We start from the raw sequence: 14,558 nt of genomic DNA, 5'->3' as shown, positions 1-14,558 counted from the left end.
GGGCTGAAACAAAAAAGGGGGCTGACTCTTACCCGCCCCCTCGAACCGGGCTGAGTATACTCGATCATCGGCTGTTTTTATCTGGCTATGCCGCAGGCAGAACCAAGAAAATCGCGGGTTTCAGTCTTTTCCTAAAGCGGACAAACGCAACCCGGACACAGGGTAACAAAACTCCCCGGTGTCCGACACTCCGAATCTTCCCCCTCCCGGCTACTTGAAGTCGGCGTATGGCGTCAGCGGCTGCGGCGGCAAATCGAGATCCCCCTGCCAGCCGGCCAGCGAATAGCGCAGATAAATTAATGCGTGGCTCGGCGTATAGTCTTTCGCCTGCTGGATATCGATGCCGGCGCCGAGCGTCCAGTGCGAACTGAGGCGGCGTTCGACGATCGCCCGCAGGGTATAGCCGACGCCGCTCGAGGAACTGCCGTCCTCGACGGCGAACTTGTCGGGCAGCGAGTCCGGGATCAGGCCCTGCAGCGGATAGCGGCGCTGGCTGTCGGTTTTTGAATGGGACAACGACACCGAACCGCCCAGCTCCCACGACCAGTTCTCGGTGCGCTGGCGGTAGTTGACCGGCAGTGACAGCGACAGATATTGCTGCGGGCTGTAATAGCCGCCCTGTCCCAGCGAATAGCCGCTCAAATCCTTCTGATAGTGCCACAGCATGGTATTGAGCCCGATGCTCAGACGGCGATTGTCTTCGTTGATCAGCTTGTAGTAATAGCCGGCCATCAACCGCTGCCGCTGGTTGTCCGCCACGTTCTTGCCGGTAATCTGGTGCGCGCTGAGATCGGCCCAGACGCCGTTCGCCTCGCCGCGATCGTAGCTGGCGCTCAGGCTGACGCCGGTGGCGCGCACGCCGCCCCAGGTGACGCCGGTATTCGGGTCTTTGGCGCCGCCGAACGCCAGCAGCGAGCTGGAGATCGGCCGCCGCGAAGCCGCCAGCGTCCAGCCGATGTGGTTCCAATCGCCGCTGTAGGCCAGGCCGCCGGTCCAGTCGACCACCTCAAAGCCCATCGGCGTCGTGCCGATGTCGGCGGCCCAGCGATCGTTTTTCCAGCCGGCCGCCACGCTGGTACCGGTGGTTTTCTGGTGTTCATCGCCGCGGCACCCTTGCGTGTGGCAGGTGCCGAAGGTCTCGTAGTATTTGCCGCTGCCGTCGGTCGAGAAGCGGCCGGCATCCAGCTGCACGGTGTCGGTGCGCAAGAAGGCGCGCCCGTCATACAGCGGCATGTCCATCTGCAGCATGGTGTCGTGCGCGTTGAAATCGGAAATGCCGCCGGTGCCGCTCGAGCGCCAGTAATCGTGATCGAGCGTGACGTTCACGTCTTGCTGTCGATACAGATCCGCCGCGTCGGAGCGGATGCCGCGTTTCAGCCAGTCGTCGCTCGGATTATTGCGCGTCAAATAGGTGTAACTGTCATTGTCCTGCGGCAGCGTCGGCGTGATGCCGCTGGCCACCATCGCCTGGCGGTAATCCTGCTGCGCCCGCTCAGGCTGTTGCTGAGCCCGCTCCAGCCGGGCGGCGTCACGGTAAACCAGCGCCTTGGTCTGCCCGACGGGCTCCGAAGCCGCCGCCGTTTTCAGTCGGTCGAAGATAGCTTCGGCCTGCTGCGGATCGCCGACCGCCCCCCAGGCGTTGGCGACTCGCCGCTGGCTGTTGAGCGAAGCGTCTTGTGGCTGCGGTTCGGTTTTCAGCCGTTGCCGCGCCGCTTCCAGATCCCCCTGCGCTACATAGGCTTCAATCTCGCCCAGCTGCGCATCCGGGTTATTCGGTTCACGCCGTTTCACCCGCTGATAGTCGTCCAGCGCCGCCGCATACTCCCCGCGCGCCAGCGCCCAGTCGGCCAGCAGCAAATCGATGCGCGTGTCCGCCGGCTGCCGGCGCAGATAGGCTTCCGCCGCCGGTTCGTCACCGGCCGCCCGCAGCCGTTCGGCATGATCGATCACCGCCTGCATTTTCAGCCGCTGCGCCAGCTCGCGCATGTTGTCGTTCCACTGCGCAACAGGCAGCGTATTGAGCTGCGCCAGCGCCTGATCGTCGCGATCGCTGCCGGAAAGGTAGAGCGCATAGGCGTAGACCAACTGCGGATTAGCGTGCTGACGCTGCGCCAACTGTCGGAATAAGGCATCCGCCTGCTGCGGCTGCCCGGCCTGGCGCAGCGCTTGGGCGTAGCGGTAGGTCAGCCAGACGTCGTCGGGATCCATCGGCTGGGCGCGGCGATAGATTTCCGCCGCCTGCCGCCACTGCTGTTGCGCCGCCAACGCCTCCGCCTGCTGTTTCAGCATATCGAGCCGCAGTCCGTCGAGGGTGCTGCGCAGTTTGGCCTGCTGGCTGCCTGGCAGCCCATTAAGGTAGGCCAGCGCTTTTTCCGGCGACTGCCGTTGATAGATATTCACCAGGCCGCGCAACGCGCTGCCATTACCGGGATCGCGCCGCAGCGCCTGCCGATAAAACCCTTCCGCTGCGGCGTCATCTTTGCTCGCCACCGCCACATCGCCCAGGCCGATGAACGCGTCGCCGTCGCTGTCGTCGAGCTGACGCGCCTGCTGATATTTCTGGCGGGCCAGCGAGAGATTGCCGGCCTTCAGCGCCTTGTCGCCCTCATCGATCGCCAGCCAGTAGCCGGTGCTCTTGATCAGGCTTTGCCACTTGCCGCTGTCGTAGCCGTTCTTGTCGGCGGCCAGCGCCTGACGAAACAGCTTCAGCGCCTGCGGGCGATTGCCGGCGCGCGAATAGGCCTGGCCGAGCGCACCCAGCACCTCGGCGTCGTTCGGCGTCGCCGCCAGCGCCTTTTGCAATTCCGGAATAGCCGCCCGGCTGCCGCCTTTATCCACCTGCGCCAGGCCGCGCACCCGCGCCTGATAGGCCGGATCGGCCAACAATTTCTGCTGTCTGGCCAGCTCTTCGCGGGCGCTGGTCGCCTGATCGCCGGTGTCGAACACGCCGAGGAAACGGTTGAGCGCCGCCACGCTTTGCACGCTGACCGGCATCGCTTTGACCTTGTCCAACCACAGGTCGGCGGCATCGCCGCGCCCGGCCGGATCGGCGGCGATCTTCTGCAGCAGTTCATAAGCCTGCGCGTCCTGATTCTGACTGAACAGCATGCGCGCCAGCGACATGCGCAGCGCCACGTTGCCTGAATATTGCTGGTCCAGCGCCTGCAGCTGCTTCAGCGCCTTCGCTTCCTGCCCCGGCAAGCGCGCCACCAGCCGCCAATATTCCACCGCCAGGTCGAGCGTCGGCGGCTCGCCGTGGAACAGCGCATCGTACTGCGCCTTGGCCTCCGGCAACCGGCCGGCGGTCGCCATCAGGCGCGCCTGCTGCAGCTTTTGCCGGGTTTCCGGCTGTGTCAGCAGCATGTTCATTTGCGCCTGGCGATAGGCGCTGGATTGCGGCGCGAGGGTTTTCAGCTTATCCAGCTGCTGCTGCGCCAGCGCCATGTTGCCCTGCCGCAGCGCCAAACGCATGCGCGCGGCGATCACGTCCGGGTTGTTCGGATCCATCAGCTCGAGCCGGTACAGCGACTGGCGCACCAGATCGTCCTTGTTGCCGGCCTCGCCGATGCGCACCTGCTCCAACAGCCACTGCTCCGGGGCCACGGCCTCCGCGGCGCGCGCCTGCGGCAGCATCGCCAGACTCAGCGGAATCAAATTCAGCCAGTTTATTTTGAAGTTGTGCATTGGCCGTCCCACGAGGGTTGCAATTCACCCTGACGATTAAAGCGATAACGTTGTTGATCCCATCCCTGACCGAACAGCGTCAGCGAGGCGCTGAAATAGGCGTCGTCGCCCGGCGGATGATCGCTGATGCGCTGCCGCTGCACCGCCAGCGCTTCAGTCTGCATCGCCAGCATCGGCAGCATGGAAGCGGAGAAACCGACCGGGCCGTCGCCGGTCGTTTTGCCGCTGGCGGTATCGGTTTTCTCCGGCGGCACACCCTGTTTGGCGGTGAGCTGCGCCATCGGCTGGAAGCGTTCAAGCAGCGCCGCCTTGTGCTCATCGTCATCCGCCAGCATGCCGGCCCACAGATAGACCCGAATGGCGTCGTAACTGCCGACGTTCGGCTTGACGGTGTCCGGCTGCCAGCCGGTGCCGACCCGCCACACCACCCAGTCCGGTGAGAAACCGTGCGGCGCTGTGTCCAGCCACAGCCGCTGATTGATCTCGCGCATCGCGCGCCACGGGCCGTTCAGCGCCGCAAAGCGCGCCAACAGCTGCGGCGGCAGATAGCTGGGGTTCAAGCGCCAGCGATCTTCCGCCACGAACCCGACCTTGCCCGGCAGCAGCATCAACCCCAGGCCGGGAATGTCGGCCACTTCCTCGCGGCCGATGCGTTGCAGCAGCAGCGTTCCCAGGGTTTGATAACGCCGGCTTTTCCACAGGCGGCCGGCTTCGAGCAGGTTGTATGCTATCCACAGATCGGCGTCCGATGCCGAGTTGGCGTCCAGCACCTTCCACTGCTTGTCGTCACCTTCGCCCCACAGCCAGGCGGGCAAATGCGCGCTGAGATCGCCCGCCGCCAGGTTGTTCTCCGTCCAGGTCAACAGCCGGTCGAAGGTCGGCCGGTCGTTGGCCACCAGGGCGAAGAACAGGCCGTAACTCTGCCCCTCCGAAGTGGTGATTTTGTTCGGGCTGCTCGGGTCGATCACCCGCCCCTGCGGACTGATGTAGAACTGCTTGTACTGTTGCCAGCCCGGCCACTCGCAGGCCGCCGCCGCGCTGAAGGCGCACAGCAGCAGCATGCCGAGCGACAGGCGTTGCAGCATCGCGTTCACCGCCGTCAATCCCGATCTTCAGGCGCCAGGCGACGCCGGCTGAAGGCCTTCAGGCCGCGCCACAGCATCAGCCCCAGGATCACCACCAGCACCACCGCGATCGCCGCCAGCAGGACCGGATGGGTGGAGAGGGCATACCACAGCCGCTCCCACCACGGCAGGTGGCCAACATAGTAAACATCGCCGACGCGCAGGCTGTTGACCCCCGATTCGCGGATCACCGCCACCGAACCGAACACCGCGGCGCGCTTGCCGCTGTCCAGCAAGGCGTCATTCAGCAACTCATAGCCGCGCGGGCTGTCCGCCAACAGCGCCACGATGCTGCGCTGGTCGTTGAACGGCGACTGCACGCCGATAATCGCCGACATCGCCCCCTCTGAGCTGACGGTCGTTTTACTGTCCGGTTTGGTATCTTCCGCCAGCACTTCCGCGCTGGGCAGCGGCGGTTGGCGCATCGGCTGTTTCACCCAGCTTTGGGTGGCGTCCACCAACAGGCTGATTTTCTTATCGTCACGCAGCTCCGGCGGGATGGTGCCGACCATCAGGATATCGTCGTCGCGATCTTTGGCCTGCGACCAGTCGTCGCTGAGCGTGAAGGCCAGCGCCGGATAGCCGGTTTGCGCGCCGATCACCCCCAGCGCATTCAGCAGCGCGCTGACCTGCGCCGGCTGAGGTTTCTGGTTCACCAACACCAGCGTTTGCGACAGATCCGCCAGGCGGCTGAACGGGAAGCCGGCGTTGGCGAAGGCGCGCAGATCCGGCATCGCCATAAAGTGGCGGTAGCCGGAGAAATCGATGGTGGAAGCACCGTCGATCACCGCGTGGTTTTGCGTGAAGGAATACGTTTCGCAGCGCCCTTCGGCGCCGCTGGCCAGCAGCGTGGTGTAGTCAAAGTCAAAGCGCAGCTGGTTGGTGGCCCCCAGACGCAGCGCCGGGATGCTGACGTTCTTGTCGGAATCGAGCAGCCCCTGCGTCAACGGCAGGCGCAGCAGCTGCGCCCCCTGCTCGTGTTCCGGCACCAGCGAGTAAGCCTGCACGAACTGGTTGTTCAGGCTGACGCTCAGCCGTGAACCGTCCTGAATGCGCGGCGCGGTGTAACGGTACTTCAGGTGCATGTCGATGCCGGTGCTGCGGATCAGGAACAGGTCCGGCGGCAGGTTCATGGTCAACGAAATCGGGCCGGGTTCGATGCCGCTGGTCTGCAGCTGTTCGGCGTATTGCTGCAGTTCGGCGAAGGTCATCGGCCGATCGGTGCGCACCCAGTTCGGCGCGTCGTAAGGCTGGCGCGGCGCCAGTTGCTCCACCTTGTCCACCGTTACGTTCTGGCCGCGGAACAGGATGTTGCCCTGCGCGATGCCTTTCACTGCGGTGATCAAATCGTTGTCGTCGCGCCCCTGAATCAGCAGCAGTTTGACGTACGGATTGTCCGGGTGGCTGATCATCTCCACCGTCGGGCCGTTGACCGCCGGGTAATCGCGCAGGAAATCCGGGCGCTGCTGGTTGGTGGCGAACACCACCGCATGCTGCGTCGGCAGCGCATTATACAGCGTCGGGAAAGACTGCCCGCGCCACTGCGCCTTGCTGCCGAACCAGGAGGCCAGGATGCCCGCCGCGCGCTGCTGGGCGAGATCCGGCTGGCCGGCAAACACCATCGGCAGCGTCAGCGGCCGATTATCGCGGCTGTCGAAGAACGGCTCAGGGAAATGCGACAGTTCGTTTTTCACCGGCAGCGTCTGGAAACGCAGCTTCAGCGCGCTGGATTTGCTGACGTCGAGCCACAGCGAGGTGCTGGCCGGGTTTTCGCAAATGTTCTGATAATGACCGACAAACACCAGCCGGACGCGGTTAAAATCGGTGATATAGCGCGGATCGATCGCCATCTGAATGCGATTGGGCTTGCCCAGCTGCTCTTTGGCGATAGTGGTTACGCCCATCAACTCGTCGTTGAGGTAGACCTTGACGTGCGACTCCACCGGGATCAGCGCCGGCGACGGCGTAAACTCCATATCGAGCATCGCCTGCGAAACCACTTCATCGCTGCGCACGCCGAATTCAATCTGCCCATCCGGGCGGGTGCCGCGCAGAATAAAGGTGCCCGGCGGCGGCGCTATCTGCGCAAACGGCAGCGACACGTCGCGCACCGGCGCATTCGGATCCTGCGGCACGGCGAGCGGCGGCGCGTTCGAGGTATCGGCCGGCGCCGCAATCGGCGGCTGGGCCGCCACGGTCGGCGCGGTGGCGGTTTCGGCCTGCGACAGGGTACTGATGCCTAAGGCCAGAGCAGTTAACCAGGTTATTTTTCTCGTCATCGTATCATCATCAATGTTGGAGCCTGTTCACCGGGCGAGTGAGCGGGCGGTTGAACTCGCAGCTAACCCACTGTTTCTTGTTGACCCAAAGTCGGATCCCTGCCGACGCCGCGCGGAATAAACGACACTACCCAGGCGGTCAGCGAAGTGACCCCGACCAGCAGACCGCGCACCAGCGGCGGCGCGTAGTCCGCCATGCGCACATACCCTCGGAAACCCAGCGCCAGCACGTCGCGCAGGCTTTCGATCGGCCGGTCTTCAGGGAACCCGTCCTGCCACAGCGCCCAGGTATCGGCGCGGGCGAAGGTGCACTGAATGAAATCGATATGTTCACGGGTAGAGAGCTCGACCAGGCGCACCCCCACCTTGTTGCCGAAGGCGCGCGTCACCACGCAGGGGAAGCTGTATTCCTGCTGGCCACGTTTGAGCAACAGCGAAACCTTGTCGCCGTCTTTCAACGCATTCTCCACCCGCATCTCGATGCCCACGCCGCCATCGGAGTAATCGCGCAGCGTGCAGGGATACAGATGACCGTCGGCGCGCGCGATCGCCGCCGGCATGGCGATCTCCACGCGGTGCGCCTGGCGCACCTGTTTGGCCTCCACCGCCACCGCCACCGCGCCGCCGAGAATCGTCATGTTGTACAGCACCCACACCAGGCTGATGATCACCGTCATCACCTCGTCCGTCGGGCCATAGGCCAACCGCCAGGCGCCGAACGCCAGCCCGGCCAGATTCAGCACGACCAGGAACATGTAAGGCCGGGTGATCACCCAGTCGACGTGTTCCTCTTCCACCAGGCCGCCTTTGGCGGTGACGTTGAATTTACCCTTGTGCGGATTGAACAGCGCTACCGTCGTCGGCCGCGCGATATACCAGGCCAGCACCGTTTCATAGATCTCGCTCCAGAACGAATGGCGGTATTTACCCTGAATGCGCGAGTTGGTCAGGCTGGCGTGGATCATGTGCGGCAGCACATACAGCGCGATCGCCAGCGCCGGCGCAAAAATGATGTAGGCATGCAGCAGCAAAAACGCCAGCGGCGCAGTGAGGAAGATCAGGCGCGGAATGCCCGACAGGAAATGCAGCATGGCGTTGGCATAGCACAGGCGCTGGGCCAGTTTCAGCCCCTTGCCCAGCAGCGGGTTGTCGAGCCGGAAGATCTGCACCATGCCGCGTGCCCAGCGAATGCGCTGGCCGATATGCGCCGACAGGCTTTCGGTCGCCAGCCCGGCGGCCTGCGGAATGCGGATGTAGGCCGAGGTGTGCCCACGCCGGTGCAGACGCAGCGAGGTATGGGCGTCTTCGGTGACGGTTTCCACCGCAATGCCGCCGATCTCGTCCAGCGCGCTGCGGCGCAGAATGGCGCAAGAACCGCAGAAGAAGGTGGCGTCCCACATGTCGTTGCCGTCCTGCACCAGCCCGTAGAACAAAGTGCCTTCGTTAGGCGTCTGGCGGAAGCGGCCGAGGTTGCGCTCGAACGGATCCGGCGAGAAGAAGTGGTGCGGGGTCTGCAGCATCGCCAGCTTTTTGTCTTTGAAGAACCAGCCCATGGTCAGCTGCAGGAAGGAGCGCGTCGGCACGTGGTCGCAGTCGAAAATCGCCACGAATTCGCCAGTGGCCTGCTTCAGCGCATTGTTGATGTTGCCGGCCTTGGCGTGTTCGTGGGTCGGCCTGGCGATGTATTTCACGCCGACTTCGGCAGCGAACGCCCGGAATTCGGGGCGATTACCGTCGTCGAGGATATAGATGTTCACCTTTTCCTTCGGCCAGTCGATACCCAACGCCGCATAGATGGTGGGCTTCACCACCCCGAGGTCTTCGTTGTAGGTCGGCACCATCAGATCGATGGTCGGCCAGGTCGCGCTGTCTTCGGGCAACGGCACCGGCTGGCGGTTAAGCGGCCAAACGGTCTGGAAATAGCCCAGCACCAGCACCACCCAGGCATAGGTCTCCGCCACCAGCAGCAGCAGGCCGCATGTCAGGCTGAGCGGATCGTCCCAGTTCAGCGTGGCGGTATAGCGCCACCACAGGTAGCGGCAGGACACGGTCAGCGACAGGACGATCAGCATCAGCCCCGGCAAGCGCCCCGGCACCCGGCGCACCACCATGGCGATTCCCCACAGCAGCAGAACGAACACAAACTGCGCCGGCAGATCGAACGGCTGCGAAATGCACAGCATGGCGAGGATCGCCGCCAACACCCCGATCAGGATAAACAGCGCGCGCCGCATGCCGCGGCTCATGCGGCCAAGGCGCGCCACCGAGCGCTGCTCCACGCCGGCGTTTTCCAGCCGTTGCGGCAGGCTCTGCAGCCAGTCGGCATAGCGCTGCTGCAGGCGGCGCCAGCCGGCGAAATAGTCGCGCTGCACCGGCGCGCGGCCGCTGCGAAACAGCAGCAGCCACAGCCCTTGCAGCAGATAGCGCAGCGCATCCGCCGGACGCGGACGTTCGGCGGACAGGTGCGGGAACCAATAAGCGCGGCCGGCGCGCACGCGTTGCCAGGCCGGCGACTCGAAGCGCAGCAGCAGCCACCCCAACGCCACCAGCAGCGTGGCGAAAAAGGCGGTCAGCGCCGACGCGCCGCTGCGGCGATAGCCGCGATAGCGCGCCTGCACCGCCTGACGCACCGGCGGCACCAGCAGCAGGCTCAGCACCCGACTCATGGCGCAACGCCCGGTTTAAGATTGATCAGACACCAGTTGGCCAGCGTCAGCACTTCATCCGCCGCCAGGCTCTCGGGGCGGTACTCGCCCAACGGCTGCTTGACCGCCATCGCTTCCGCCAACGCTTCATCGCGATGGATCACCACAGGCAGCAGACCGCCCAGGGTTTGCAGCCACAGCTGATGCAGATCCTGCTGCAGCTGGCTGGCGGAGGAGTAGTGATTGACCAGGAAACGACAATCATTCGGCAGCGTCTGCTGATGGAGCCTAACCTGACAGTTGGCGTCGGGATTCAACAGCACGAACACGCTGTCGGCAAGCTGCAGCGCCTGTTGCGCCAGCGCGCCGTCCCCGACCGGAACATCCAGCAGGATCCAGCGCTGCGGCTCGCCGGCGATCAGTTGGCGTACATTGTCGCGCCAGCGCTCGGGCTGCTGCTGACATTGACGTTGCACTTCCAGCCGTTCCGCCGCATTAAGGCAGCCAAACGGTAAAAAGTCGAGGTTTTCGCAATAGCGCAGCGCGCCTTCCCGCCAGCCGCCGCCGTCATGTTCTGCGCGGGCCCAGCCGCGCGTCAGCTCGAACGGCGTGTTGAAATGCAGACGCAGCAGATTATCCGGCGTGAAATCGATCGCCAGCACCGATTCGCCCAACTGCTGCAACGCCCAGGCGAGCGCCGCCGTGACCGACGTCGTCCCCATTCCACCCCGCAACCCTTGCAGCGCGATCACCGGCATAGATCAGTGGCTCCCCGTGGTCTGCGCCAATTCGGCCAACAGAGGCCAACGCGTCATCATTTGCGTTAACCGCTCCTGCCGTGAAATATCGACATAGCTTAATTTCGGCAATGAAAAAGCCTGGCTGAGCGCCTGCAGGTCATCCTGGCTCTCCCCAGGCGCCGCTGCACGAAAATGGGTGGGTGCGTTATTCATTCTTCCGCCTTTGCGAAAATAGGCTATGTTAATTAACTATAGCAACGATACAAAAATAGAGAGGCAATAAGATGATTCTCAACAAATATTGTTGCAGAGCGTCGGAGATTTGTTATTGCCAGAGTAAAAATGGCTATCTTTAAATATAAACGCCTTTAGTCGGCTTTCAACGAAAGTAGAACACATCCTATGGCGCACTCTTTTTCTCTAGGCATTCGGCAGATTTGGGAAGAGCTGTCGGTGATGCAGGCCTCCGGCCTTTATTGGGTGAATATCGATCGGCAAAGCGACGCCGCGTTGCTGTGTCGTCAGGCCATTGCCGCCCAACCGGCCACCCACAAAGTCGCCCTGATCTGCAGCGGCGACAAACCCGATCGCCTATTGGCCGAGCTGGCATCGCCTGCCCTGCAGAAGCTGCCGCTGTATCAATTGCCGGAGAAAAAAGCCGCGCTGACGCAGTTGAGCGACGATTTGATGCGCGCCCTGCGGCCGCAAAATCGCTTACTGATCCTGCTGGCCCATGCCAGCCTGTGGCAAACCTTCACCACCGAAGAACTGCGCGAGTGGACGCGCGCGCTCGCCGCCTGGCTGCGGCGTCAGGAATGCACGTTGCTGATCCTCAGCCACGGCGGCGGTATCAATAAGCTCAAGGGCCAGCTCAGCGCGCAGCACCGCATTCTGAACGGCCTGTCCAGCCTGCAATGGCAGCAGGACAGCGCGCAATACCTGGTGAACTGGTGGAGCACCGAAAACGGCATCAACGCCAATCAGCTGCTGACGCTGTACGCCGCGGAGGGCGGCTGGCAGGGCGAGGATGAAAATAGCCAGCCCTCCCCCACCGCCCTGCGCAGCGACGAAGGCCTGTATCTGGCCGAACGCAGCATTCTGGAAGGCGCGCCGCCGCTGTCCGCCAACTGGCAACTGCTGGAGAGCAACGACGAGCTGGCGCAGCACGGCATGCTGAGACTCTCGGCGACGCTGATTTTCGCCCTGTACCAAAGCGACCAAATCGATCACCTGGCGCACCAGATCCACACCCTGCGCCGCAGCCGCGGCAACGGGATGAAAATCGCGGTGCGCGAAATGAGCGCCAGCCTGCGTTACAGCGACGAACGGCTGCTGCTGGCCTGCGGCGCCAACCTGATCGTGCCGCACGTCGCGCCGCTGTCGCGTTTTCTGACCATGCTTGAGGGCATCCAGGGGCAGCGTTTCTCACGCCATGTGCCCGCCGACATCGATGCGCTGCTGGCCGGTTTGCGCCCGCTGCAGCTGAAAGGCTACATGCGGCCGGAAGCGTTCAGCCAGGCGGTGCTCTCGCTGATGGGCAACACGCTGCTGCCCGAAGACGGCAAGGGCGTGATGGTGGCGCTGCGCCCGGCCACCGGCCTGCGCGCCGAACAGGCGATGACCCTGTGCCACCTGCGGCGTTTCGGCGACGTGATGACCGTGGTGCAGGGGCGACTGGTGCTGTTCCTCTCCACCTGCCGCATCAACGATCTGGATACCGCGCTGAAATTCATCTTCCGCCTGCCGGTGGATGAGGCCTTCAGTAACCGGGTGGTGTGGCACCAGGATGTCGATATCATTTCGGAAATCAAACGCATGGCTCAGGGGCGCTGGCAGATCTCGGCCACCGGCGCCGCCGGTGCCGCGCCGCGTCCGAACGTAGCGGCCAGCGCAGAGCCCACAGAACGGCGCCAGCCGGTCGCCTTCACGCTGCCGCTCGGCCCGCAGGAGGAAAAGCATGCTGAACCTTAACGACATCGTGCAACTGATCCTGCTGTGCGCGCTGATCTTCATTCCGCTGGGCTACGCCTTTCATCGGCGTTTTCCACATTTGCGCCAATACTGGCAAAACCTGTTGTTATCGCCGCGCTATTTGAAATCCGCCGGTTTGTGGGTGCGCACAGGCGCCTCATCTCAGATTAAACGTGATAAGAAGCAGCCATGAATTCAAACTCGAATACGCAATCCGATAACGCACTGTGGCGCTACTGGCGCGGGCTGGGCGGCTGGAACCTCTACTTTCTGGCCAAATTCGCCCTGCTGTGGTTCGGCTATCTGAACTTCCATGCGCTGCCGAACCTGGTGTTCATGGCGTTTCTACTGATGCCGATCCCCTCGCAACGCCTGCACCGCTGGCGCCATTACCTTGCCATCCCGATCGGCATCGCGCTGTTCTATCACGACACCTGGCTGCCGGGCATCAACAGCATTCTCAGCCAGGGCTCGCAGCTGACCGGCTTCAGCGCCCAGTATCTGCTGGAGCTGGTCAACCGCTTCATCAACTGGCAGATGGTCGGCGCCGCCTTCGTGCTGCTTATCGCCTACCTGTTCGTTGCCCAGTGGGTGCGCGTCACGGTGTTCACCGTAGCGGCGCTGGTGTGGCTCAATATCGTCAACATCGCCGGGCCGGCGGTCTCACTGCTGCCCGCCACCTCCACGGCCTCAAGCGGCGGTGCCAATGCACCGGCCACCTCTGCGCCGGCGGCCGGGGACGCCGCGCCGGCAGACAGCCTGCCGCCGACCAGCGCCAACCTGACGGCCTACCTGAATCAGTTCTACGAGCGGGAAAAAGGCCGCGCCACCGCGTTCCCGGCCACCTTGCCCGCCGACGCCCAGCCGTTCGATCTGCTGGTGATCAACATCTGTTCGCTGGCCTGGGCCGATATGGAGGCGGTCAATCTGCAGAATCATCCGCTGTGGTCGAAAATGGACATCATGTTCGACAGTTTCAACTCGGCCACCGCCTACAGCGGCCCGGCAGCCATCCGCTTGCTGCGCGCCAGCTGCGGCCAGCTTTCGCATCACGATCTGTATCAGCCGGTGAACCAGCAGTGTTACCTGTTCGACAATCTGGCGAAGCTCGGCTTCAAGGAACAGCTGATGCTCGATCACTCCGGGGTATTCGGCAACTTCCTGAAAGAGCTGCGCGAACAGGGTGACATGCAGGCGCCGCTGATGTCGCAGGCCGGCATCGGCAACGAGCTGACATCGTTCGACGGCGAGCCGATTTATAACGATCTCGAATTGCTGAGCCGCTGGCTGGATCAGCAGCAAAAAGGCGGCGACGGCCGCACCGCCACCTTCTTCAACATCATTCCGCTGCACGACGGCAACCGCTTTGTCGGCTCCAATAAGAGCGCCGACTACCAGCCGCGCGCGCAGAAGCTATTCGATCAGCTGAACACCTTCCTCGACCAGCTGGAGAAATCCGGCCGCAAAGTGATGGTGGTGATCGTGCCTGAACACGGCGCGGCGTTGGTGGGCGACAAGATGCAGATGTCCGGCCTGCGCGACATTCCCAGCCCGAACATTACCCATACGCCGGTCGGCATCAAACTGGTTGGCATGAAGGCGCCGCATCAGGGCAGCCCGCTGCAGATCAAAACGCCGAGCAGCTATCTGGCGCTGTCTGAACTGGTGTCGCGCCTGGTGGACGGCAAAGTCTTCAGCGAATCCAGCGTCGACTGGCAGGCGCTGACGCAGGGGCTGCCGCAGACCCCGGTCATCTCCGAAAACGACAACGCCATCGTGATGCAGTATCAGGGCAAGCCCTACATTCGCCTGAACGGCGGCGACTGGGTGCCCTATCCGCAATGAGTACGGCCTCAGCAACTCAAAGCACGCCGGCGGCGTGCTTTTTTATTTGGTTTTTATAATAAAAATAGTTAAACCGATCGACCGACAAAATGTTATTAACAACAAACCGTTAAATTCTATTATCCGATAATTATTGCCATGCGAAGATTCTTAAAAAAATAACCACCACCCGACTTACAGCAAGAAAGTCGTTAAATCGCGGGTGATGAAGATAGTTTAATGATTAACCCGTTGATTGAATAATAAAAAACGCCGGCGTTATGCCAGCGT

General features: G+C 63.0%; 9 protein-coding genes. 3 read left to right on the top strand and 6 right to left on the bottom strand.

Annotation, left to right across the window (positions count from 1 at the left end; all coding sequences use genetic code 11):
* Positions 1-210: 210 nt before the first annotated feature.
* From bcsC to bcsR, 6 genes are all read right to left on the bottom strand, one after another.
* Positions 211-3,684 carry a cellulose synthase complex outer membrane protein BcsC gene (gene bcsC, locus AC6BYQ_RS14265; protein ID WP_498057078.1) on the bottom strand — a complete coding sequence of 1,158 codons (3,474 nt, stop codon included), beginning with the start codon at positions 3,682-3,684 and terminating at the stop codon, positions 211-213.
* On the bottom strand, positions 3,666-4,778 hold the full coding sequence (gene bcsZ, locus AC6BYQ_RS14260; protein WP_498057077.1) for a cellulose synthase complex periplasmic endoglucanase BcsZ: 1,113 nt from the start codon (positions 4,776-4,778) through the stop codon (positions 3,666-3,668). Before bcsZ ends, bcsC begins: the two co-directional genes overlap by 19 nt.
* A gap of 5 nt (positions 4,779-4,783) precedes the next feature.
* Positions 4,784-7,087 (bottom strand): cellulose biosynthesis cyclic di-GMP-binding regulatory protein BcsB, encoded by a 2,304-nt coding sequence (gene bcsB / locus AC6BYQ_RS14255; protein WP_498057076.1) that lies wholly within the window; start codon positions 7,085-7,087, stop codon positions 4,784-4,786.
* A gap of 62 nt (positions 7,088-7,149) precedes the next feature.
* Positions 7,150-9,753, bottom strand: a complete 2,604-nt coding sequence (bcsA, locus tag AC6BYQ_RS14250) for a UDP-forming cellulose synthase catalytic subunit (RefSeq protein ID WP_074055656.1) — start codon at positions 9,751-9,753, stop codon at positions 7,150-7,152.
* Positions 9,750-10,490, bottom strand: a complete 741-nt coding sequence (gene bcsQ, locus AC6BYQ_RS14245) for a cellulose biosynthesis protein BcsQ (RefSeq protein WP_498057075.1) — start codon at positions 10,488-10,490, stop codon at positions 9,750-9,752. The genes bcsA and bcsQ overlap by 4 nt, the downstream gene beginning before the upstream one ends.
* 3 nt (positions 10,491-10,493) lie before the next feature.
* Positions 10,494-10,685 (bottom strand): cellulose biosynthesis protein BcsR, encoded by a 192-nt coding sequence (bcsR, locus tag AC6BYQ_RS14240; protein ID WP_033649881.1) that lies wholly within the window; start codon positions 10,683-10,685, stop codon positions 10,494-10,496.
* 189 nt (positions 10,686-10,874) lie between these two features.
* On the opposite strand from bcsR, the gene bcsE reads away from it, so the two are divergent.
* Genes bcsE through bcsG form a run of 3 tightly spaced genes read left to right on the top strand, consistent with a single transcriptional unit; the run spans position 10,875 to position 14,288 of the window.
* A complete protein-coding gene (gene bcsE, locus AC6BYQ_RS14235) occupies positions 10,875-12,443 on the top strand; it encodes a cellulose biosynthesis protein BcsE (RefSeq protein WP_498057074.1) in 1,569 nt (522 codons plus the stop codon).
* Positions 12,430-12,636, top strand: coding sequence for a cellulose biosynthesis protein BcsF (gene bcsF / locus AC6BYQ_RS14230; RefSeq protein ID WP_025160405.1), 207 nt, complete (start codon positions 12,430-12,432; stop codon positions 12,634-12,636). Before bcsE ends, bcsF begins: the two co-directional genes overlap by 14 nt.
* Positions 12,633-14,288 (top strand): cellulose biosynthesis protein BcsG, encoded by a 1,656-nt coding sequence (gene bcsG / locus AC6BYQ_RS14225; protein WP_498057072.1) that lies wholly within the window; start codon positions 12,633-12,635, stop codon positions 14,286-14,288. Before bcsF ends, bcsG begins: the two co-directional genes overlap by 4 nt.
* Positions 14,289-14,558 lie beyond the last annotated feature (270 nt).

The organism is Serratia sp. LTN-2 (assembly GCF_059740205.1).
Note: the sequence above shows the minus strand (reverse complement) of the source record. Positions and strands in the feature narration are given on the sequence as shown.